The sequence below is a fragment of the Paenibacillus sp. JNUCC 34 genome (assembly GCF_058269055.1).
Genome location: NZ_CM177770.1, coordinates 758,268 through 782,971 on the forward strand (window position 1 = coordinate 758,268; position 24,704 = coordinate 782,971).

At 43.6% G+C, this 24,704-nt stretch carries 16 protein-coding genes; 14 read left to right on the forward strand and 2 right to left on the reverse strand.

What is annotated here, in order from left to right:
• Positions 1–41: 41 nt before the first annotated feature.
• The 9 genes from AC2TF5_RS03350 (at position 42) to AC2TF5_RS03390 (ending at position 11,568) form a co-directional block, all read left to right on the forward strand.
• Complete coding sequence (locus tag AC2TF5_RS03350) at positions 42–605, forward strand: MarR family winged helix-turn-helix transcriptional regulator (protein ID WP_491300858.1); 564 nt, start codon at positions 42–44, stop codon at positions 603–605.
• A gap of 105 nt (positions 606–710) precedes the next feature.
• Positions 711–1,220 (forward strand): hypothetical protein, encoded by a 510-nt coding sequence (locus AC2TF5_RS03355; protein WP_491300859.1) that lies wholly within the window; start codon positions 711–713, stop codon positions 1,218–1,220.
• Positions 1,217–2,083, forward strand: a complete 867-nt coding sequence (locus tag AC2TF5_RS03360) for an SDR family oxidoreductase (RefSeq protein WP_491300860.1) — start codon at positions 1,217–1,219, stop codon at positions 2,081–2,083. Before AC2TF5_RS03355 ends, AC2TF5_RS03360 begins: the two co-directional genes overlap by 4 nt.
• Before the next feature lie 122 nt (positions 2,084–2,205).
• Positions 2,206–3,099 (forward strand): DUF2268 domain-containing putative Zn-dependent protease, encoded by an 894-nt coding sequence (locus AC2TF5_RS03365; RefSeq protein WP_491300861.1) that lies wholly within the window; start codon positions 2,206–2,208, stop codon positions 3,097–3,099.
• Between the two features lie 238 nt (positions 3,100–3,337).
• A complete protein-coding gene (locus AC2TF5_RS03370) occupies positions 3,338–3,781 on the forward strand; it encodes a MarR family winged helix-turn-helix transcriptional regulator (protein ID WP_491300862.1) in 444 nt (147 codons plus the stop codon).
• Positions 3,782–3,831: 50 nt separating this feature from the next.
• Complete coding sequence (locus tag AC2TF5_RS03375) at positions 3,832–4,773, forward strand: ring-cleaving dioxygenase (protein ID WP_491300863.1); 942 nt, start codon at positions 3,832–3,834, stop codon at positions 4,771–4,773.
• A 422-nt stretch (positions 4,774–5,195) separates the two neighbouring features.
• On the forward strand, positions 5,196–9,038 hold the full coding sequence (locus tag AC2TF5_RS03380) for a glycosyl hydrolase family 18 protein (protein ID WP_491300864.1): 3,843 nt from the start codon (positions 5,196–5,198) through the stop codon (positions 9,036–9,038).
• A 172-nt stretch (positions 9,039–9,210) separates the two neighbouring features.
• On the forward strand, positions 9,211–10,905 hold the full coding sequence (locus AC2TF5_RS03385) for a M3 family oligoendopeptidase (protein ID WP_491300865.1): 1,695 nt from the start codon (positions 9,211–9,213) through the stop codon (positions 10,903–10,905).
• A gap of 186 nt (positions 10,906–11,091) precedes the next feature.
• Positions 11,092–11,568: a DinB family protein gene (locus tag AC2TF5_RS03390; RefSeq protein WP_491300866.1), complete on the forward strand. Its 477-nt coding sequence runs from the start codon at positions 11,092–11,094 to the stop codon at positions 11,566–11,568.
• Positions 11,569–11,634: 66 nt separating this feature from the next.
• On the opposite strand, the gene AC2TF5_RS03395 is transcribed toward AC2TF5_RS03390, so the two are convergent.
• Positions 11,635–13,107: a sodium/proline symporter gene (locus tag AC2TF5_RS03395; protein ID WP_491300867.1), complete on the reverse strand. Its 1,473-nt coding sequence runs from the start codon at positions 13,105–13,107 to the stop codon at positions 11,635–11,637.
• 225 nt (positions 13,108–13,332) lie between these two features.
• Between AC2TF5_RS03395 and AC2TF5_RS03400 the strand changes: the two genes are divergently transcribed.
• The 5 genes from AC2TF5_RS03400 (at position 13,333) to AC2TF5_RS03420 (ending at position 22,827) form a co-directional block, all read left to right on the forward strand.
• Complete coding sequence (locus tag AC2TF5_RS03400) at positions 13,333–14,043, forward strand: L-2-amino-thiazoline-4-carboxylic acid hydrolase (protein WP_491300868.1); 711 nt, start codon at positions 13,333–13,335, stop codon at positions 14,041–14,043.
• Positions 14,036–15,250 carry a Zn-dependent hydrolase gene (locus tag AC2TF5_RS03405; protein ID WP_491300869.1) on the forward strand — a complete coding sequence of 405 codons (1,215 nt, stop codon included), beginning with the start codon at positions 14,036–14,038 and terminating at the stop codon, positions 15,248–15,250. Before AC2TF5_RS03400 ends, AC2TF5_RS03405 begins: the two co-directional genes overlap by 8 nt.
• Before the next feature lie 320 nt (positions 15,251–15,570).
• Positions 15,571–20,661, forward strand: coding sequence for an S-layer homology domain-containing protein (locus AC2TF5_RS03410; RefSeq protein ID WP_491300870.1), 5,091 nt, complete (start codon positions 15,571–15,573; stop codon positions 20,659–20,661).
• Positions 20,662–20,975: 314 nt separating this feature from the next.
• A complete protein-coding gene (locus tag AC2TF5_RS03415; protein WP_491300871.1) occupies positions 20,976–21,545 on the forward strand; it encodes a TetR/AcrR family transcriptional regulator in 570 nt (189 codons plus the stop codon).
• A 91-nt stretch (positions 21,546–21,636) separates the two neighbouring features.
• The gene (locus tag AC2TF5_RS03420) at positions 21,637–22,827 is read left to right on the forward strand and encodes an MFS transporter (RefSeq protein WP_491300872.1); all 1,191 of its coding nucleotides are present in this window, start codon (positions 21,637–21,639) and stop codon (positions 22,825–22,827) included.
• 121 nt (positions 22,828–22,948) lie between these two features.
• Here AC2TF5_RS03420 and AC2TF5_RS03425 read toward each other — a convergent pair whose 3' ends face one another.
• Positions 22,949–24,478 carry a DHA2 family efflux MFS transporter permease subunit gene (locus AC2TF5_RS03425; protein WP_491300873.1) on the reverse strand — a complete coding sequence of 510 codons (1,530 nt, stop codon included), beginning with the start codon at positions 24,476–24,478 and terminating at the stop codon, positions 22,949–22,951.
• Between the last annotated feature and the right edge of the window lie 226 nt (positions 24,479–24,704).

Consider the following 24,704-nt stretch of genomic DNA (forward strand, 5'->3'; position numbering starts at 1 on the left):
AATATATTGACACAAAAATGATTAGGATCCATACTATATTCATGAACAATAATAATAAAGTAACAAAAGACATTGGTGCTATTCCCTCGCTTGAACAATCTAAACGTCAGATTGATCTCTATAACCTAGATGTAGACGCACAGGCTGTTCTCGTTGCGTCTAGGTTAATGGCGACGGGAGCCAAGCTTGGACATGCTGCGGAGATTCATTTCTCTAGATTCGGTTTATCAACAGGGCGATATCGTTTATTGGCGGACCTGGAAGATAACGATGGAGAGGAGTTACCCTCGCAGTTAGCGGAGCATCTAGGTGTTACTCGCGCTACAGTGACTGGTCTTATCGACACTCTTGAGCGAGATGGTCTAGTATCCCGCCGATCAAGTTCAGAAGATGGCCGTCAGAAATCGGTCATTTTGACGGAGAAAGGGGCGAAGAAGCTCCGTGATATGGCGCCTGAGCATTTCGAAAGGCTTGAAGCAATGGTGGGCTTGCTCAGTATCGAGGAGCGTAGCGTATTTCTCGACCTGTTAGGTCGGATTACACAAGGTATTTCAGCACTTACGGACGATCCAGGCGAACCAAAGGAAAACATCAGCAAGGAGTAGAACGGGCTAGTTTAACTAGCCCATTTTCACTCTTATATAGTTAGGATCCTAATTATATCTTGATGAATCATTTGCTGAACGATTAAAAAAGAAAGGAGTAACTAAATGAACAAGATGAAATATCTAAATCAGACAGATGATGATTACGGCATTAAGGCTGGCGCTTCCAATGCAAAGACGTTTGTACTCTGGCGTGAAGTTGTAATGGCCTATGCTGCTCCTGCCATTATGGCAGGTATCGGGGGATTGATCACTGCCAACAGAGACCTTCAAATAGGAGCATTAACCACAATCGGCGGAGCGTCGGCCTTGGTGGCTTGGATGCTTGGTCTTTGGTTGCGCAGCCGAGGGGGACATAAGCGGTGGATCATTGGCGCACCTCACTTGGTAGTGGTAGGGATGTTCTCATTGGTGGGGGTAGCGTTTGGTCTATTCGCCGCATGGGTGACATCTGGTTTAATGGAAATTATTATTCCGAACAATCACTTGGTATGGGTCAATCGTGTCTGGAGCGATTTCCCGCTATCTGGATTGATAGCAAGCACGATAATGACATGGCGTTGGCGTCTTAACGTCACAACAAATTTTTCATCAAAAGGAGAAGATAAAAAATGATAGTTATTATTGGAGCAACAGGTACGATCGGAAGTGTGCTTTTGAAACGTTTGGTTGATCTTGGCGTGCCCGCCCGGGCGATAAGCAGAGAGCCTGAGAAGTTGCGTGTTCAGATTGGAGAGAAAGGCCTGTCAATTATCGAAGTTGTATCGGCTGATGCTTCTGACCCCGAATCGTTGCGCCGTGCGTTTACAGGAGCTAGCCAGCTCTTCCTTGCAATGTCCAATAGTCCAAGACAAATCGAATTGGAGACTTCGATCATACAGATTGCCGCCGAAGCTGGAATCGAACACATCGTAAAAATATCCAGTCCTGCCTTTGAGGAGAGCTCTCCAGTGGCGGTGGCGGGCTGGCATCACGAAATCGAGAAGATCCTGTCCGAATTGGGTCTCACTCACACCGTGTTGCGTCCATATGCGTTCATGCAAAACTTACTGCGCCTTGCACCAACGATCGCAACACAAGATATTTTCTTCGGTTCCATGGGCGACTCACCTTGTAATTTAATTGACTGTCGCGATATCGCAGACGTTGCCGCAGAGGTTCTGACCAACCGCGAGGTAGCAGGCCGAATATATACGCTTACGGGTTCGGAGATTTTCAGCTATCCCCAGATCGCGAGTAAACTATCCACTCTGCTTCATCGACCGATCCGTTATATCAACTTGGACCCCCAAGAATTACTTCGCAATCTTACTGAGCACGGGAACATGCCTCCTTGGATCGCGAACCACGTTGTAGAAATTCAAGCCATGGCTATGACGGTGCCAGAAAAGCCTATGGATACTGTAAGGCGTTTGCTAGGCAGAGAGCCTCGCACGCTTGATGCTTTTTTGCATGAGTATGTAGAAAGTTTCCGGTAGAGTAACTAATGATAAGCTGCAGAGCGTCTTCCCTAAAGGAAGATGCTCTTTTTCATTTCCTGATAAGCTGTTGACCTTTACGCTACGTCATAGCTTAAGGTGGTCGTAGGAGGGATTTTACGATGAATATTATTATAGAAGATACGATAACCCAGTACGAAACTATGCTTTCTTTACCGAATGAGAAAAGAGAGGACTTCTTTAGGTACACCATGATGAAGCCTCTGGAAGATATGTGGAGGACAATAAATGTCCCGATGAAGGCTAAAGAGTCGAATGGATATGATGTTTTGATGGCCACTCAAATGATGGGATACTTAGACATTCATAATAACGATGTCGCTGAGAAGGCTTTAAGGGATTTAAAAGAAATCAACGCACTTGAAATCGCGAAGAAAACGATAGCAGACTGTATTGCATTTTCATCAGCATCAGGCTTAGCCGTAAAGGCGGAGAATTTAACATTCGGGATGTATATTGCCGATCCTATAAAGCTCCAGAATGAAAATGGCTATTGCGGTTTTGGCGGTATTTCGGGTTATGTCACGATAACCATTCATCCAAACGCATATAATATTCCGAGAATGCCCTCACTGATTGCTCATGAGTTTCATCATAATTTGCGTTTTTCCTATTTTGATTGGGATCATGGGGATGTCACTGTAGGCGAATATATTATTATTGAGGGGCTCGCGGATTCGTTCGCAACTGCTCTGTACGGAGAAGAATATTTAGGTCCATGGGTGACTTCTATTGATCAGGAAGAACTGGAATACTCCATTAATGTCATACGGGAGGGTCTGGATGTTAAAGGATTTGCGGAAGTCAGCAGTTATATGTTTGGGGATGAATTCGCCAAGAAAGAAGGTTATCCGCCCGTAGGACTATCCTCAGGAGCGGGATATGCTGTTGGTTATCATGTAGTTCAATCTTTTATGAAAAGAAATAAGGTAACGATTCAAGAAGCTACATTGCTTAGTACAGAAGAAATAATTAAAGGATCAGGTGTTCTTTAAACAATTTGATTGGGAAAGAATATGTCGGTTAAAAGAAATTAAACTTGTACAACAGTATCTAAATTCGTATCAAGCCGAGCAGATCCAGGATTTTATCTTGACGTTTGCTCGGTTTTTTATCATTCCATACCGTCTCCGCCGTTAAACTGTATATTCCAATCTCCGGATATGCCCCTTGCACTTTTATCAATTGAGTAGTAAAGTGATGTTAAGGTTAACGATGAGAAGGGGCAATGAAATGGAGAATAATACGATTGGTTCGTTAATCTGGTTACGCCTAATTCGTTTCACTAACCAGAGTAACCAAATGTCGAATGAGTTTTTAAAGCGATTTGATTTAACAACAGCACAATTTGATGTGCTTGCGCAAATACATGTATATCAGCCATTAACACAGATCGAGCTTGCTGAAAAAGTAACCGTCACACAAGGTGGGATTTCTCGCATGCTTGCCCGTCTTGAAAAAGAAGGTTACATTGCGCGAAAGCAAGAGTGGAAGACCAAAACAATTTCCTTAACCGACAAAGGGACGGCGATATTGGAAGAAGCTATGCCGGCACAGCTAGCGTTCCAATCATCATTTTTTGACGACATATTAAATGAAGAAGAAAAGAAAACACTATATACACTAATAACACGTGTGCATAAGCATAGCCAAAAAAAACAAATACCACCCCAGTAATTTTTTTTACACTATTACTTGATTAGTCAAGTTAAAAAGGAGGAGCTACAATGTACCAAATTCCAGGACACCATCATATATCCATGCTGACAAAAAATGCTCAATTGAATAATGAATTTTATCAAAAGATATTGGGTTTACGCAGAGTGAAGAAGACCGTCAATCAAGATGATCCTTCCATGTACCATTTATTTTATGGGGATTTAACCGGAAGCGCAGGCACAGAGTTGTCCTTTTTTGAAATGCCGGCCGCAGGCAGAACCGTGCGTGGCGCTAATGCGATTACACAGATTGGTCTGCTTGTCCCATCATCCGAAAGTCTGGAATATTGGAAAGAGCGCTTTGAACAACTAGATGTAAAGCATGGAGATATCACCACGTACGCAGGCAGAGAAGCACTGCCATTTGAAGACTTTGAAGGGCTGCGCCTCATTCTCATGAACAACAACGGTGCGGAAGTGCCGGAGGATTGGGCGGCATGGAAACAATCATTGGTCGATCAGGAGCATCGCATTTTAGGGATGGGAACGGTAGAAATGACCGTGCGCAATTTGGACAAAATGGCGAAAACATTAACAGAAGTGCTCGAATATATCGAAGTCTCGCGTTCAGAACAAGAAGCGATTTACCAGTCAGTTATAGGGCAAGTGCTCGGTGAAATTGTGGTGAAGCAGCAAGATGGACCAAGCGAAAAGCCGGGCCGAGGAAGTATTCATCATTTGGCAATCCGTGTGAACAACGAAGAGGAGCTGGCTTACTGGGATGTAGCTGTAAAAAAACGTGGTTTCCACTCGTCGGGTATTGTCGACCGTTTTTATTTCAAAAGTTTATATTTCCGTGAATCCAATGGCATTTTGTTTGAAATTGCGACGGATGGTCCAGGGTTTACAGCAGATTCTAGCGTTGAGGAGTTAGGTGAAAAACTCGATCTACCACCTTTTTTAGAAGGAAGACGTACTGAAATTGAAGCTGGCTTAACACCATTAGATTAAGAAGAGGCTTCCGGTGATTAGCAGGAAGGTTGAATAACAGGTTTTGGGAGTTTGGGACTATCTTTTCTGCAATTTAAAGCGCAGAAAAGATAGTCCCATTTTCATTATCAAAGCAGTAGGTCGTGTTCATTTATGTATCATCCATTTTTATCCCTCTAGAATGAAATAATCCCCCTTCCTATATGATAAACTTCACTCCATTATAAAAATGACTGAATTTACATACATAACATTATTTTGTATAGGAGGTGAGGCGTTCGTACAAGTAAGCAGGAAAGTCGTTAGAAAACTAACAAGGAGGCGGGGAAGAACATATTTTCACACAATATGGTAATCGCTTACAAAAAACATCACAGATAGGGGCTAATTTATAAATATTAAATCGAACTTATTTACAAAATTCAGTTTTTAGAGGTGAATATATGCATAGATCTGGCCGGAAGAAGTATTCGAACATGATGGTTCTGTTCCTGAGCATGCTATTAGCGTTTGGTACATTGTTTAACGCTCCAACCTCATACGCTGAAACAGATGTTATTGAAAATCCTGCGGAAGCGGAAGCAACTGCTCCTGAAGAGGTAGATCCGGGAGAAGCTGCACCTGAGGAGGTTACCCCGGTGGAACCGCAAAACCCAGAAGGGACTCCACAAGATCCGGAAGCACTTCCGCAGAATCCAGAGGCGGCTCCACAGAAACCAGAAGCAGCTAAGGATTCCATTAAGGCAGAAAATGTTGGACCTAAAAATCTTAGAGTCGTAGAGGTAACCCATAACACCGTTTCTTTGGAGTGGGATCCTGCACCGGGCATCAAGCACTATCAGATTTGGAATGCCAAGGATAACGGATGGGTTTTCTGGGCGAACGATGGGGCCCAAACCGTTGGCGGACTGACACCATTGACAACTTATTCGTATTATGTCGGTCCGGATGGAGTGCAGGCAGTTAATCTTAAGCCGGAACAAAAAAGCAATGTAGTGACGTTTACAACGTTGGAGGATGTAAGCGAATACAAGGATCCGCCTCTAGCGCCACCAAGTCATTTAACGGTGACTGATGTTACGTATAACTCTATAACACTCGGCTGGGGGGGCGTTTCGAAGGCAACAGGATACGATTTTTATGTGGATGGCCAATGGATTAACGGTGTATGGAGTAATACGGTAACCTCGATTACTTATGCACCTGAAGCGGGTATGGAATCAGGTAGAACATACACCTTTGAAGTTGGAGCACAAAACCCTCCGCATCCGGCTTCAAAAAATAGCAATAAAGTAAAGATTACCTGGGGAGAGCTTTCCGCTCCTAAGGATTTACAGGTTATCACAGCAACGAGAACAACAGCTTCACTGGGGTGGGCACCTGCACCTGGAGCAACAATTTATGATATTTTTCAGGATGGTAAGCTTGTAGGTTCAAGCGATGTGAATCGCTTTGTAGCAAATGGACTTACAGAAGGGCAAACCTATTCATTCACCGTCGTGGCTAAAAATAATCTGTGGGAGTCTCCGGCAAGCAGTGAAATGACCGTTGTGCCAGGAAGCGAATATACCAATGTTACGTACTACACTTCATGGTCTGGAATTGAAAAGCGAAACTTTAAACCAACTGACATTGACGTATCTCAAATTACGCATATTAATTATGCTTTTGCCGATCTGTGTTGGAGAAAGTACGGCACAGGCGCTGCAGCTTGCCAGAACGAGAATATTCCATTGCAAAAAGACTATGTATTCGATGGTGAGATGATTATTGGCGACCCTGAGTTCGATATAAACAATTTTGAAACATTCGCAAATATTAGAAATCAGAATCCGCATTTGAAGATGATGATTTCGGTTGGCGGCTGGACCTGGTCCAAGAACTTTTCAAATATGGCGGCTACTGAGGAGACACGTCACGCTTTTGCCAATTCGGTTGTGAAGTTTCTGAGAGAGTATCGATTGGACGGAGTAGACATCGACTGGGAATACCCGGTTGAGGGTGGACATGATCACAATATTAAACGTCCGGAAGATAAAGAAAACTTTACATTATTGATGAAAACGGTTCGTGATGCTTTAGATGCGGCTGGCATGGAAGATGGTAAGTATTATCTTCTGACGATTGCTTCCGGACAAGGTGATAATTTTGTTGTGAACGCGGATTTTGTGAATTCCGCAAGCTATCTCGATTTTATTAACATTATGACCTATGATTACAGCGGACTGAATGATACACTTGGTCATCACAATGCGCCGTTATTTTATGATAAGAACCATCCAGGCAGGAGTGCCCCTAGAAATAATGTGCAGGGTGGAGCTTTAGGACATTTAAACGGTGGAGTACCGAAGCATAAGCTAGTACTTGGGATTCCATTCTATGGAAAGGGCTATAGGGATTGTCTGCCAAATGGGCAATACCAGACCTGTGCCGGGGGCACGGAAACGGGAACATGGGAAGCCAATCTTTTTGATTACAGCGATCTCGAAAGAAATTATGTGAATAAAAACGGCTATGTCCGTTATTGGAACGAGGCTTCAAAGGTAGCTTATCTGTATAACAATGAGAACAAAGTGTATATTACTTACAATGATAGGGAGTCGATGTTATACAGCGCTTCTCTCGTAAAATCATTGGATATTGCGGGAGTCATGAGCTGGGATATCAGCGGTGACCGCAACAAGATACTCACTACACAATTGGTACATGACTTACCGATTAACGGTACCGTGAATACGTCACAATTAACCGCTCCTTCTCAAATCTCGGTTACTTCCAAGCAGGCCAGATCGCTACAGTTGAAATGGAATGTTTCCGAGGGAGCCACAGGCTATGAGATATACGTGAATAAACAGTGGGTAGGCAATACATCAGAGCCGCAGTATACGATAAACGCTCTTAAGCCAGACACCGAATATTCCATTCATGTATTGGCGATTGAGAAGGCTAATGAGACCGTGCAAAGAGTATCCAGAAACAGTGACGTGTTGAAAGTGACAACCTCATCAGATCCGGGAACTCCACCATCATCTGGGGGAGGAGAAGGAGGAGGGGGAGGAACAACGGCTCCGCCATCAACAACACCTCCACCAGCAGATAAAGACAAAAACGAATTAGGAATTAAGGTCAGCAAGAATGGCGACACAACGGTAGTCACGCTGCTAACGGATGCAGCAGCCATTAAGAAGATTGATGATTCGGCTTCATCGGCATTCAACATTGTCATTGATAGTGGCGGCGGAAAGCCTGTGGAATTGACCTTACCTCAACAGATCATTGCGGCAATTGCCAAAAAAGGAGAGAAAGCTACACTCTCGATTCGTATGAAGGATGCGGAATACAGCATTCCGATTCATGCAATTCATGGAACGGCAGACATTAAAATTTCGTTCCAAACGCCGGAGCAAAGCGTCTTGGATCGGATGGAAAAAGGGCTTGGTTCCAGGGGCATAACGGGACTGGTTCAACCGTTTGAGTTAAAGATTGAAGAGATCACTTCAGGGCAAACGGCCAAACCCGTTATCGATATCGGAAAATACTATATTAGCCGTATATTCACATTAAATGCGAAGGATATCGATGTGAATCGTACTTCTGGTATGATCTTCTTGCCGGGAAGTAACGAGCGCCGTCCTGTTCCAACGGTATTTAAAGTGAATGCCGATGGAACCGTTACTGTTGAAATGAAAACAAAAGGCAGCGGTATGTACGCTTTAATTAAAACCAATTTTAACTTCCAGGACGCTGCAAAGGGCTGGGCACAGAAGGATGTTCATTTGGCAGCCGCGAAGCTGATTGCCTCTGGAGAGAGTGCAAATATTTTCGGAGTGAACAAGAGTTCTACCCGAGCTGAGGTCGTGTCAATGATCGTTAGGGGCTTGGGGATTATACCGGATTCAACTAGTTCTATGTTTAAAGATGTGGATGTAAAGACCAAGTACGCTGGTGATATCGCAGCGGCATCAAAATTAGGTTTAATCCAAGGGAAAACGAAAGATACATTTGATCCAAACGGATTGGTGACCCGTCAAGAGATCGCCGTTATGCTTGCGAATACAATGAAATACGCAGGCAAAACGGGTGAAGCCAAAGCGGGTGTGCTGGGGCATTTTGTTGATCAATCCGCTATTTCTTCTTATGCGAAATCATCAATGGCCTTTATCGTACAAGAACAGATTATGAACGGGGTTTCCCAAACCCGTCTGGATCCTCAGTCCAACGTAACGAAAGCTCAGACTGCGGTGAGCGTGATGAGAATGCTGCGATCATTACAACTATCTAATTAAATTGGAAAGGGGGCGTCCCAAAAGGTCTGTTGACCTAGGGGCCCCCCTTTCGTCCGTTATGAGACGAGAATAAAACAACAAAGCAGCCGATTGAATTCAAAATTATGGTATTAACTCTCCTGAATTTTAGTATAATAGATGTACTCTATAACTAGAAGGGAAGGGTTATCATATGAAGTTTACGGAATATCCGTACAAGCGTCCCGACATTAAAGAAATTGAACAGCGGTTTAAAGAATTACTGAAAGCGTTTAATGAAGCATCCACTTTTGAAGAGCAGGATCAAGCGATGACGGCGATTAACGAGCTGCGCCATAACATGGATACCCAAGCCACACTGGTGAGCATCCGTCATTCGATCGACACCACAGATTCGTTCTATAAAGAAGAACAGGACTTTATGGATGAAGCCGAACCAGTGTTTCAGGAATACATAACCGATTATTACAGAGCGCTGATGGGTTCCAAGTTCCGTAGCGAATTGGAGGCCAAATGGGGACAGCAGTTGTTCTCCCTGGCTGAATTGTCACTGAAGACGTTCAGTCCGGAAGTGATTGAAGATCTTCAGCTCGAAAATAAACTGTCGACCGAGTACTCGCAGTTGATTGCATCAGCCAAGATCCCTTTCAATGGTGAGGAGCTTACGCTTTCCCAGCTGACTCCTTATGAAGTGTCCATAGACCGGGAAGTACGCCAACGGGCTTTTGATGCGCGTTATCAATTCATGGCAGAGCACGAAGGTGATTTTGACCGGATTTATGATGAGCTGGTCAAAGTACGGACGAAAATCGCCAAAAAGCTTGGTTACAACAACTTCGTGGAGTTGGGTTATGCGCGCATGGCCCGTACCGATTATAACGCAGAAATGGTTGCGAACTTCAGACAGCAGGTGCAAGATTATCTCGTGCCGATGGCCTCTAAGCTGAAAGAGCGCCAGCGTAGCCGTATTGGCGTTGACGATTTGTTATTCTACGACGAGGGCTTTAGCTTTAAGTCCGGAAATGCAACGCCGAAGGGTGATGCGGAATGGATCGTGGAAAACGGTAAGAAAATGTACAGCGAACTGTCACCGGAAATGAATGAATTCTTCACCTTTATGATAGAGAACGATCTTATGGACCTGGTAAGCAAAAAAGGAAAGCAAGCCGGTGGATATTGTACGTTTATTCCGGACTACCGCGCACCGTTCATTTTCTCTAACTTTAATGGTACCTCCGGAGATATTGACGTGCTGACGCATGAAGCGGGTCATGCATTCCAGGTGTATGAGAGCCGCGGATTCGATGTGCCGGAATACAATTTCCCGACATATGAAGCATGCGAAATTCACTCCATGAGTATGGAGTTCTTTACATGGCCTTGGATGGATTTGTTCTTTAAAGAGGATACCGACAAGTACAAGTTCAGCCATTTGTCTGGTGGTTTGGAGTTTATTCCTTACGGCGTGTCCGTGGATGAGTTCCAGCATTTCGTGTATGCTAACCCGGATGCTACGCCAGCTGAACGTAAAGCAGCATGGAGTGAAATCGAGCGTAAGTACCTGCCGCATCGTAATTTTGCGGGTAATATGTATCTGGAAAATGGCGGATTTTGGCATAGGCAAGGTCATATTTTCAAATCACCGTTCTATTATATCGACTATACGCTGGCTCAAATTTGCGCCTTCCAGTTCTGGGTGCGCCTGCATGAGAACTATGAAGCCGCTTGGGCTGACTATTTGAAGCTGTGCCAGGTCGGTGGTAGCAAGTCGTTTGTTGAACTGGTGAAATATGCCGGTCTCAAATCTCCGTTTGAAGACGGCTGTATAGCTTCCGTTGTTGGAGACATTGAGAATTGGCTGAACAGTGTGGATGACAAAGCGCTTTAAGCATAAGTAGAGAAATGGAATCATAACATCAATAGAGAGCCGAGTGAGTTGGGATCGTATCCTGGATTTCACCCGGCTCTATTCATCGTCCTTACATTTCTGTAAATTTGTTGTTTGTAGATGAAAAGGTTAAAATGAAATTAGGTTACATAAAGTAAGCCTAATATTGAAATGGAGGAATTAATCATGTCCCAAAATATTGTGAATACCGGCAAACTACTTCATAACATGGCACTTCAACAAATTCAGGCTATTCCGGAGGAACTGTTTGATATCCAGCCTCCGCAGTTCAATAATACGATCCGTTGGCATGTAGGACACGTTATCTCCAGCTTGAATTATTTTCTTTCTCTAGCTGTTCCGTTTAACTTTGAGATCCCGGAATCTTATGGTGGATTATTCGGAACCGGAACGAGACCATCGGAATGGACAACAACACCTCCTACAAAAGAAGAGCTTGTTAAGTATTTCTCCGGTCAGCTTGAGAGTTTGGCGGACATATCCCCAAGTGCTCTTGAAGAACAGCTGAAAGCGCCAATTGACTTGGGCAAGATGCACTTTGAAACCGCGGGAGAATTGGTCAACTTCGCTCTGATTCATGAAGCTATGCATGTTGGAAACATCTCCAGCATGTTGAAAGTCATTCAGCACAATCAAGCTTAATCACATTGTTACAAACGCCCTCGGCGTCCTTCTCAAGGACGCCGAGGGCGTTTATCAATTAATCAATTAAACAGTACTTTGCTCAATTTGCACAGAAACTGATTTACGATCGGGATATATTAAGCTTGCAATTATACCAATTATGAGGCAGATGAAGAAAGTACTGAATTTCGCAGAAACAATCGCTTCCAGTGGTGAAATCGACCATAGTATCGCACTGAGAAAACCTGTAATAATCGTTGCGATTACCCCAATACCCGATATCTTTTTCCAGAAGAAAATTAATAATATGACAGCAGAAAACGTATTGCCTATGCCTGCCCAAGCAAAACTTACAACACCATAAATGATGGAATCAGACCATAATGAAATGATAAGACCTAATATCCCAGCTATAATAACGACGAGACGAGATAAATTAACTAAAGTGCTGCTCTTCATCTTAATTCCCATTGATTTATGAATAATATCTTCACTTACTGATGTAGTTACCACCAATAGTTGGGAGGAGGCTGTGGACATAATGGCAGCCAATATACTGGATATAATAATTCCTGCTACCCAAGGAGGCAATAAATCCGAAACCATATAAGGCAATATCATTTCGGCATCATCTATCGTGCCTTGTTTATAAAGAACGGAACCGAAAATCCCTACTAAAAACGCGCCTACATAAACAATAAGTGTCCAGATAAAAGCGACCCATTTCGCTGTGCGCAGTTCCTTTTCATTTGTCAGCGCCATAAATCGAGAGCTTAATTGAGGTTGTCCGCCAAGCCAACCAAAGAACCACGAAAAGTTGGTCATCAACATGGCTCCTAACGCCAACCCTGTTAATCCTCCAAACCAGTTATTAGCGCCATCCCCCATTTCAGTCAAAGCATGAGAGATGGATAAATCCTGATATTGAATTTGGATAAACGCCACAATCGGAACGATGATAAATGTTAACACCATTAAAAAGCTTTGTACCGTATCTGTCCATACAACGGACATAAAGCCTCCCATGCACGAGTAGGCAATGATAATTAATGCAATCACTATAGTTCCAATTGTGATATCCACACCGGAAATCGAATAAAGTGTTTTACCCGTACCTGAAAATTGGCCTGCAATATAAAAGACGGAAAATGCCCCCATAATTAAAGCGGATAATACCCGAATTATGTTGCTGTGGTTTGGAAATTTAACAGCTAAATAATCCGGCAACGTAAAGACGTTATATTTTTTTCTTTCATTCATAAATTTCCGCGCTAAAAATAGCCAGGAAAAAACTACCCCTAAAAACATGCCAGACAATATCCAAATACCCGATAGACCAGTCACATAAATAAAACCAACCGCGCCTAAAAACATGTACGCAGATTCACCTGTTGCTCTTTCTGAAAAAGCCAATGCCCAACCAGGTAATTTATTTCCGCCTAAAAAATAATCATGTTGATTTAACTTTTTTCTACTAAAATAAACGCCGATTCCTAACATAGCCAGTAAATATATTACGATTTCTGCATAAATCACAAAGCTGCCTGTAACGTTCATGCGATTCCCCTCTTTTAATTCATAGTAAACTTATATGATTTTATATAAATCTAAGCTACGTACGATGATCTGTCAATAAATTAATATAATAAATAAAAAAATAATTCTCAGTAAACTCATATGAATTAAATTGAATTTAATAAGTATAGGCTATATAATAATGATTATTAATATAATGCAATGTTCCCTTATGCTTATAAGAAAATATAAATGGGAGTGTCTACTATGAATGAAACTAAAATCATCATCCCGCCACTATCGATGTACGCGATCACAGCTAAACTTTTTACACATGTAGAAAGAGCAGTTGTTTCTAAATACGGTGAACAAGGACAAGACCTTATGCAACAAGCAGTAGAACGTTTCGGATATAAAGATGCAGAAGACATTGCTAAAACAGCAACTGTTGATGGCGAAAACCATACATTATTCGAATATATTCCAAGTTATCATCATACTGAGAATAAATATAAAGATCTGACGATCTATGCATTAATGGCTAAGTTATTTGCGCAGCTGAGCAAAGCGGTCGTTGATGAATTTGACGATGAAGGAAAGGATACGATTCGTGAAGGGGTTCGCACATTTGGTGAAGAACGCGGCCGAGGAATCGCGCAAAGGGCTCGTACGAATGGGGAGAAAAATACAATTTATAACTACTTGTCCAATTATGATATGGGTAGAAGTGATTTATTCACCTATACGTCCGATATTAAGCCTGAGGAAATCGAGCAGAACTTTACGGCATGTCCTTTTGGTCAGCAATGGGCGGATGACAACATGCACGAATATGGTATTTTATATTGTGAAATGATTGACCCCGCTGTTGCGCGCGGATACAACAATAAATTTGAAGTCGAACATGATCAGTATGTGTTAAAAGAAGGCAACTGTCATTTTAGATTCAAATTAAAGGAATCTGAGTCAAATGATTAATATACAACGATTAAGCGAACATATCGAACAATTGTCCTTAATAGGAAGAACGGCTGATGGGGGAATCAATCGCTTTTCTTATACGGATGATGAAAAAAGAGCGAACGAACTTGTTGCGCAATATATGAAAGTAGCGGGGCTAACCGTTCATTACGACGCGGTTGGTAATCTTATCGGAAGTCAAGCAGGCTCGGAAGATCTACCTGTTATTTTATTAGGATCTCATATAGATACCGTGCCTGACGGTGGAAGGTTTGATGGTAGCTTAGGTGTGTTAACAGCTATCGAAGTTATTCACTCTTTGAAGGAACAAGGAATTGCTCTCAGACATCCCGTGAAAGTCATTGCTTTTAAAGATGAGGAAGGAACCCGATTTGGATTTGGCATGATTGGAAGCAGAGCGATTGCAGGGACGTTATCAACAACCGATTTGTTGAGAATGGATGAAGACGGAGTAACGATTGAGCAAGCCATCGCCAACTATGGTTTAGAGAGGAGACCTCTTTCCAGCGCTAAATTAGACAATGTTAAATGTTATGTAGAAATTCATATCGAACAAGGAAAAGTGCTGGAGCGCAGTGATACGGCAGTTGGAAATGTAACGGGAATCGCAGGACCTTTATGGCTGAAATTTCAGTTAGTAGGGCTGGCTGAACATGCAGGAGCGACCCCAATGAACCAACGCCAAGATGCTTTAGTGGGAGCAAGTTTAGTCATTGCTGAAGTTGAGAAAATGGCGAAGCAATATCATTCTTCGGTGGCGACTGTTGGCAAATTAATCGTTAAACCCAATGGCGTAAATGTAATTCCTGGTGAGGTTGAATGGACTGTTGATATTAGAGATATAGATGAAGACAAGCGCAATCAACTGGAAAATGACATTAAGCAGTTTGCTGAAACCATTGCCAAGGAACGTCAATTACATTTGCATGTCACCCAGTTACAGCGTGTAGAGCCAGTTCAGTGTGATGAAAATATTCAAAATGCGATTAAAGAAAGTATTCAAGCAATAGGTGAGAACGTTGTATCACTACCAAGCGGGGCCGGCCATGACGCCATGCAATTTAAGAAAAACTTCCCTGTTGGCATGATTTTTGTCCGATCTAAAGATGGAATCAGTCATAATCCTAAAGAATTTACAAATGAAGAAGATATTGAAAAAGCAGCAAAGGTTCTATACAAAACGATTGTAAAACTGGATCGATAATCATATTATTAATTTGGTCTCCCTAAGCTTTAAGCTTTGGGAGATTTTTGTTGTGGTCGGAACGTCAGAACGCTGCACGGAGGAAGGGGTTAGGGTTATTCACTAATCTTAAAAACATGGCAAACATTAGCTAGTTTTATCTATATAAAATACATGTATAAGTCCTGTATTTAACTCGATGCTATATTATTCGTACTTCATTGTAAGTGCTTACATCAGGAAAGAAGGTGAGGTAGGGATGATATAAGCTTTTTGAGGTCCAAATTGCTTTCGAGCATGGCCCGGATCAGAGTTTGTAACGGTAGAGGAGGATATTAATATTGAACAGGTCATTAAGCGCAAAGGTATTCGGTCTGATGCTTAGTTTTTGTATGCTTTTATCATCCATGGGCTTAGTAAAGCCTGCGGAAGCAGCCGAAATTATACCAGAAAATGCGTTAAATCTGGAAAATCCAGGATTTGAATTGCCACTCACAGACAGAGCTGTACCTGGTTGGACACAGACGTTCGGCGTGGGTATGAACGGTGAGATTTCGGTAACCGATGCCGTCTACAACTCAGGCTCATACAGCTTAAAAATTACAGATAACGATAAAGTCAATATGGGTGTAGAGAGCGGTAAAATAGGCATCACACCGCTGACCGAATATAGAACAGGAGCTTACGTTTATGTAGAAAGCGGCTCAGTACAGCTGCAGATGCGGTTTTATAAACAGGGTGGTTCTCTTATACCAGCCTCTGAAGGAGGTATCGTAGTACACGATCCGAACTTTACAAGCTCGCCAGTTGGACAATGGCAGCAGTTGACGGTCAAGGCAGTTGCACCGGCTGAGGCGATGTCTGTGTCTGTCGTTCTTGTATCGGGCAAAAATGCATCGGGCATCAGCTACTGGGACGATATTAGCGTGGAAAAAGGTGGAGCAGTAAATCCGAATCCGGGAGAGCAGATGGGGACGGATCCCGGGCTTTTTTTGAAGAATGGAGGGTTTGAACAGTCAGGCGCTGAGTCAACCATTCCCGGTTGGACAGTAAAAGGGGGGCATGCCCTGCTAAGTCAATCTCTTGCTTTTGAAGGGCAGAACAGCTTGTACCTTGAAAATCAGGCTAATGTTGGTCCTGCTGTTCATATAGAGAGTGAATTAATGAATGTGAAAGAGGGAGAGAGCTACACACTGACGTCAAGCGTTTTCTTGCAGAGCGGTCAACTGGAAGGCTTCTACGTCTATGTTTATGATGAGAGTGGAAAGCTGGTTCCCGGACCTACAGGCTCGAACTTCCATCTGTATGTTAATGTGCTGCCCGTGTTGGCGGACGGCAAATGGGGATTGGCTGAGGGTACGTTCAAAGTGCAGCCTGGCGGGAAGACAGCAAAGGTATCGGTCATCACAGGTTCCAAGAAAAGCTTCCAGGTTTATATCGACGATGTCAGCTTGCTGAAATCGGTTCAGAACGGAGGTTTTGAAGAGGACGTGACGAATGGCATCGTTCCCGGCTGGAAAAAGTTCAACGAAGCTACAGATAGCGGGTCTTACAGCGTAACCGATGAGAAATCGTCATCTGGGAATAAAAGTTTGAAAATTCAGAATACACCGGATGTCTATCTGAATGTGATCAGTGATCTGATTCCAGTAGAACCGGGGGTTACGTATACGGCGAAAGCCCGGAACTTTATCGAATACGGCTCGGCTGATATGTATGTCCGTTATTTTGATTCCAGTGGCAAGTATCTGGGCAAACAGCATTACAGTATTATGTCAGAGCCTACCTCGGCTTGGTTTACGAATGAGGTGGAGGCAGTCGTTCCGGCAGAAGCCAGTTACGCGGCAGTTATGTTCGCTGGCAGCGCGAAGAAATCGTATACGTATTACGTGGATGATGTGAAATTCATTAAGGGCAATCATCTAGAGAAAGAAGTTCCGGTTCCGGATAACTCCATTTCTAAAGTCGGACAGAATCTAGGGGTTCAGGTTCGCAAGGCGACTATTATGAGAGGTGATATTGGAAAATACGCCGATGGGCGCGATGTGATTTACACGGTTGTACAAGGGGCGCCGTCCGTATTTACGGTAATCGATATTAGAACGGAGAAAGTGCTCAAAAGCATGCCGCTTGAGAACACAGAGGGAGCCTGGTCTGTGAAAGTATCAACCGATGGAACAGTGTATCTCGGTGCTTATAATAAGGGACTGTTATACCGTTATTTGCCGGATACGGACGAGATGATCAATCTGGGTCATCCGCTGCCAACCAAGGATGCCGTACTGTACCCGATGGACAGCGGTAAGGACGGAAAAATGTACGGAGGGAACTACCCGTCCGGCAGCGTTTATAAGTATGATCCTGCCACGAATAAGTTCACCGATTATGGCACTATGGCGTTCAAGACGCAGGGCGAACGCTGGACGCGTGTTACGGTATATGATCCGGAGCATCATAAGATTTACGCGGGTGTCGGCAATGAGGCACGGCTTGTGGAGTACGACATTGCGACTGGCGTGAAGCGGGACCTTTTGCCAGACAAATACAAGAACATCATTGCGGTCTATGATCTCAATTTGGTCGGTGGAAAGTTATTTGCACGCAAGGAAGCGAACAATAGCTTTGAAACGTTTGTGCTGGATGCTAAGAGCGGGGAACAGATTCAACTGACGAATGGAGATACTGGGGAGAAGGGCTTCGAGCTGATCAACTATTCACGCGGTGTATCCCCGAAGTCTCCAATAGCGAACAAATTATATTATGCGGGATTGAACGGGATGCTGTATGAGTACGACCTGAGTACAGACACGTACCGCTCTCTTGGCGTAAGCATCGAGGGTGCTGCAATCGGCTACGGCTATGTGGAACTTCAAGAGGAAGGCTTCCCTGGTTACAGTCTGGTCGGATTGTCAGGCAACGGCGGTAAAATGTTCAAATACAATCTAGAGACCGGAAATGTGAAGCTGACGGATGTGATGCTGCCAGCGGAGCCTGTGAAGATTCACGACATTGAGAAAGGTCCCGATGGCAAAATCTATACAACCGGGTATCTTGCCGGTAACGTGGGAGTCTATACGCCGACAACTGGAGACAGCATGTATCTTAATGGTTTGAGTCAGAGCGAAGGAACTACCGTCATTCATAACAAAATGTATTTTGGTATCTACCCGGATGCCAAAATATACGAGTATGATCTGAGCAAGCCATGGAATCGTGACAATTCCGATAAGCTGAATCCGAACCTTTTGTTCACTCTGTCGAAAAACGAACAGATTCCGAGTTACACCTTACAGGATCGGCCGTTTGGAATGGCTGGTTCAGAGGAGCTGAATAAGCTGTTTGTTGGTACCGTTCCAAAGAACAGCCTTCTTGGCGGGGTGCTGGCGGTATATGATCTTGCTGAGCGGAAAGCACCGGAAGTGTATTGGAACCTCGTACCGGATCAAAGTATTCTCTCGCTTGTATATAAAGGCGGGATTGTGTACGGAGGAAGCTCCGTTTATGGCGGACAGGGAGGAACACCTGCAGCTTCGGAAGCTGTTCTGTTTATGTGGGATGTACACAAGAAGGAGAAAGTATTTGAAATGGTTCCTGTCCCCGGCAAAAAATCGATTACGGCACTTCATATCGGACCGGACGGAAACATCTGGGGACTGTCCAACGGGGCATTGTTCGTATTTGACCCGGAGCAGCGCAAGGTGATTTACAGTAAGGATGAATTTCCGGCTGCAGCTGGGCGCTGGATTGACGGCTCAATGATAACAGGCAGTGACGGACATGTGTATGCGACGGTTGGAGGGAACTTCTTCAAAGTGAATGTCGATACGAAAAAAGTGACCGTGTTGGCAACTGAAGTCCAGAAAGTCGCACAGGATGATTTTGGACATTTTTATATGTATACAGCAGATGGAACGATTCTTCATAAATATTCCATTCCTGAACTCATTCTAAAAATGACAGGCGCTGAACTTTCAGCTTCGAATACCACTATCAAGGTTGGTGAAGAGTCTCTGTTATCCTTAAGAGCGTTGCTGGAAAAAGGACGTACCACCAAGGAACTGTCAGGCGCCGAGATTTCGTATACAATTAGCGATCCGGCAGCGGTGTCTATCAAACAAGGAATGATAAAGGCACTAAAACCGGGTAATGTCAGCATTCAGGCTGCCGTAAGATTAAACGGTACGGTAGTGGAGTCGAACTCAATCGAGATTACGATTACAGGTACGGGCAGCGGCGGTAATGGTGGCGAACATGGCGGAGGAAATAGCGAAGGAGCTCCGGGATCACCCGGCCCTGGAAATCCTCCTGCAGAGACGGGAACAGCGTCAAAAGGTAGTGAGACATCTGCGCAGGATGCGACGCATGGCCGGATTCAAGTGAATGCGGCTAGTGTTAAATTGCAAAATGGGGTAGCAAAACTAGAAATAAAGGATGATGTTTATAAGAAAGCTGCTGAGCAAGCAGCCGCTGCTGGTATTCACGAGCTTGTTATCCAGCTGCCTGCAGTTCAAGGACTGAATAGATGGAGCGTTCTGCTTCCAGTCACGGCCGTGGAAACGGCGAAGAACAACAGGGTGGGGAAGATCAGACTGACATCAGAGATTGCCGATATGGCGGTGAAACTGGATGCGATCAATAATGCTACAGGCTCCGTGTTGCAGCTTGAGCTGAGCCGAACACAAGGGGAGGCCAGCAATCTTTCACATCTTAAGGGTGTGCCGTTATACGAGTTTTATATTTATCAGAACAATAAGAAAGTAACTGACTTCACACATAAGAGAGCACTTGAGATTGTTATTCCTTATGAACTTGCAGCTGGTGAAGCCCCAGATATGATGATCATGTACTTGCTTGAACCGGACGGCAAGCTTAAGCCTATAAAGTCTTCAAGGTATGATGCGGTTAAGAAAAGAGTTTATATGGTTAGTCATCAGCTCGGTCGATATGTTACTAAACAGGCACAGGTGAACTTTCATGATGTTGAAGAGAACCGCTGGTCCCGAAAGTACATTGATCAACTGTCCGCAAGAGGAATTGTTGAAGGTAGAACGAAAAACCAGTTTGCGCCTGATGATCATGTGACCCGTGCCGAGTACCTGAAGCTGATGATGGAAGCTTTTGATCTTATCCAGGGACAAACCACAATTGAACCTCATCAGCAGATCACGAGAGAAGAGATGGCTGTGATTGCAAGCCGGATCGCAGATGCTGCAAGTATTGAGCTTGCTGAAAAGTCGGAGCAATATAATGCACACTTTAGTGATAGTGCGGACATTCGTCCTTATGCGAAGCAAGCGGTAGAACGTCTTCACAAGGCGGCTATAATTACTGGAATGGAAGATGACCGATTTAACCCTCAAGGAATGGCAACACGCGAGCAGGCGGCTAAAGTCGTGTGGCTGATGCTCGAAGATATGATGGAATCCTTGTAACATAATAATGGGAAATGGTGCGTAATAACTGAGCGGAAGCAGGGGGAACCCTGATTCTGCTCAGTTTTTTTAAAAGATAAGAAAGTATAAACATCGGAGTAAAGTGCATACTTATGCGAATATCATGAATTACCTGACTATAGTCAGTCTATGTTATATAACAAATAATCCTATATGTATGGGATATTTATAATCTAGACTGACCGATGTTAAAGAAAAAAATTGCAAAATGAACGATGCCCTGTTAAGCTGTAATGAATTAGTTTTTGATGTTGATTTATTTTTGAAATAGATGTGGTGAGGTGGTGAGAGCTATGAATGAAGAAATGATCAAAGAAATTGCGATGAAACATTTCATTTTATATGGATATGAAGGAACCAAGCTGTCCAAAATCGCGGAAGAGGCTGGCATCAAGAAGCAATCTCTATATCACTATTTTAAGAACAAGGATGAACTGGTCCTTAAGATGAATGAGGAAGCTATAGAAGAAGAAATTGAATTCCTGAAACGTTACTTTAGGGAGAAATCAACCAAACCGTTGAATGAGATCTTGGTAACCTTTCTTATAGACTATAAAAAGCGTTATCTGTCAAATGACAATTTGTCGTTTATGCTTCTGATGGCATTTATGCCGCCTGCTCATCTATGCCAGGTGTTTCAGCCCAGCTGCCGAAATTATTATTCACACCTTGAGCTACTGTTGGAAAGAATTTTTATCGACCACAAGGATGTTATTCAAGTCTCCCCAGAAGATGCAGCAGTGTCGTTTGTTATGTTTATGGACGGCGTCGTGGTACAGCTTTTTTATGAAACTCCGGAAGCCTTTGATAAGGTTTTGCGGATCTCTTGGGACATTTATTGGAGAGGGCTCTCCTGTGGATAAGTGTTGTTCGGAATATTACTGAAGACAGCCTCCTTCTGGCAGAGCATCTTGTCTTTTGTACTTTAGTTAATCTAAGAATGAGGTTAAAAATATGAATATCAAGCAAAAAGGACCATTAATTTTATTATTAACGAATTTATTTATCGCTTTTCTGGGCATGAGTCTTGTCATTCCGATTATGCCCACCCTCATGAGAGAGCTTCATTTCTCTGGTGAAATCATGGGGTATCTCATCTCACTCTTTGCCATTGCCCAGCTTGTTACATCTCCTATCGCGGGGATTTGGGTCGATCGATTTGGCAGGAAAAAACTGATTGTTATCGGGTTATTTCTGTTTTCCGTTTCTGAGCTGATTTTTGCAGTGGGTAGCGATGTGTGGGTTCTTTTCCTGTCCAGAATACTAGGAGGGATCAGTGCTGCATTGATTATGCCGGCGGTTACTGCGTTTGTGGCTGATATTACAACGATGGAGGAAAGACCTAAAGCACTCGGGTACGTTTCCGCATCGATCAGTATGGGTTTTATCATCGGTCCGGGAATTGGCGGATATGCTGCCGAGTTGGGAATCCGGGTTCCATTTTTCCTAGCAGCTGCCGTTGCTTTGTGTGCGGCGATTTTTTCTATCTTTATGTTAAAGGAGCCGTTATCTCCGGAGCAGTTGCAGATTAACAAAGAGAAAAAAGCGAAAATTAACATTTTTGAAGAGTTAAAAAAATCTACGCATTCGGTGTACTTTATCCCGTTTATTATTATTTTCGTTCTATCCTTTGGACTATCTGCATTTGATACGGTATTCGGTCTGTTCGTGGATTCCAAGTTCGGTTTTACACCTAAAGATATTGCAACGATTCTGATCGTAAGTGCGATCCTGGGAACCATTGCTCAAATCTTCTTGTTTGGTAAGCTTGTTCAGATGTTTGGGGAAAGAAAGCTGATCCAGATGTTTCTATTGATCTCCGCTGTATTCCTGATTATCTCCATCTTTGTCAGAAGCTATTGGCTGATTTTAGGTACAACCTTTGTCATGTTCCTCGCCTTTGATTTGCTGCGTCCGGCCTTAACGACATTGCTGTCCAGAATGGCAGGGGAGGATCAAGGATTTGTTGCCGGAATGAACTCGACCTATACGAGCTTTGGTAATATTATCGGGCCTCTTGCTGGAGGCATGTTGTTTGATTGGAATATTAATTTTCCGTATACCTTCGCAGCGTTCATGCTTCTTATTGCCTGGATGTTTTCGGTGAAGTGGAAAGAGAAACCGGCAGCTTCCGAGGTAGTTTAGTTTACTCCACAGCAAACGAATGATTATGTACAATACCCTATATAAAACGATATTAAAAAGGCTCCTGAGCAATCAGGAGCCTTCAGTTTAAGCTGGTACTAATAGATAATGTTGTTGTATTTTATGCTTTTTCAGCCGCTGGAGCATTGTCTGTGTTTAGATCTGCAGCAGGCTGCGCACGTTTGATGAACAGTGCCAGCAGTAACGCAACCACGATGATCCCGGCAGATACGAGGAATGAATCGTTGATTCCTTCTACAGTACCCTGAGCAGTAATTTGCTGAGTTAACGTTTCGAGTTCTGCTGCTGAAGGCTTGGAGGTCAGCTTCGACATGGCCGATTCCATCATTGTTTCAATATGCGTTTTCGTACGGTTTGACATCACAGTAACGAGCAGTGCTGTACCGATGGCACCGGATACTTGGCTCAGGGTACTGTTCATAGCTGTACCGTGAGGAGTAAATCTCAGAGGCAGCTGATTCAACCCGTTTGTCATAATCGGCATCATGACCATGGACATCCCGAACATCCGGAAGGTATACATGAGGATCAGTGTGCTGTATGACGTTTCAAGTGTCAACTGACTGAAAAAATAAGTAGTGACAACTGTAATGGTCAAACCGGTTAAAGCTAGCGCCTTAGCTCCGAATTTATCGAACAGTCTCCCTGTAATCGGGGACATAATACCCATAACGATCGCACCTGGAAGCATGAGCAATCCGGAGTCCATAGGTGAAATACCCCGAATGGATTGTAGGTAAATCGGCATGAGTAGCATGGCAGAGAACATGGCCATATTTACAGCAACAGAAATCACGGACGACAAAGCGAACATCGGGTATTTATACACCCGGAAGTCAAGCATTGGCTGCTTTAGTTTGAATTGACGGATAATAAAGAAGAACAACGCGATAATACCAACTATAAGCGTGATATATACCTCGGAGTTGCTCCAGCCGCCCTTCTGGGTATCACCGGCAGAACTAAAACCGTACAAAATACCACCGAAACCGACACTGGATAGAACAATCGAAAGGACATCGAGGTTGATGGCGATCTTTTCTTTTTTGTCTTTCAGTTTGAAGAAAGCGAACAGCAACACTACGATTGCGATTGGCCAAATAATATGGAACAACAAATTCCATTTATAATGCTCGATAATCCAGCCGGAGAGCGTTGGGCCAATGGCAGGAGCGAAGATCATGACGAGACCGAACATCCCCATCGCGCCACCGCGTTTTTCAACAGGAAAGCTGGTTAGCATCACATTCATCAGAAGCGGCATCATGATTGCGGAGCCAGAAGCCTGAACCATACGGCCGGTCAGCAGTACGGCAAAGGAAGGTGCAAATCCGCCCATGATCGTACCCAATGCAAACAAACTCATGGCCACCAAGAACAAATGTCTGACCGAGAATCGTTGGATCAGGAATGCGGTTGACGGAATCATAATCCCGTTTACGAGCATGTAACCCGTTGTGAGCCACTGTACTGTTGACGGGCTGTCAATGTGAAATTCCTTCATGATCGAAGGCAGTGCGATGTTCAGCAAAGTATTGCTTAAAAGAGCAACGAAGGCACCCGTTAAAAGAATGGCTATAATTCCAAAAAGCGAGGTTGAGTGACTAGATCGCCCGTTAACATTTTCCATAATTTCTCCTCCAATAATTCAATTACTTTAAAATAATGCACATAGGTTGGAAGACGCCGGGTTTATCCCTCCTTCAATCACGACAATCCAAGTTATCAATATTATTTGTCCTAAATGATGCAAGAATACGCTTATGTTAATAAACATCTTGTTCATTAAAAGTCATGAAGTATATTATAATACAGTTAAGTCTCATTGCAATAAACAATTTGGGGGTAAATGTTAT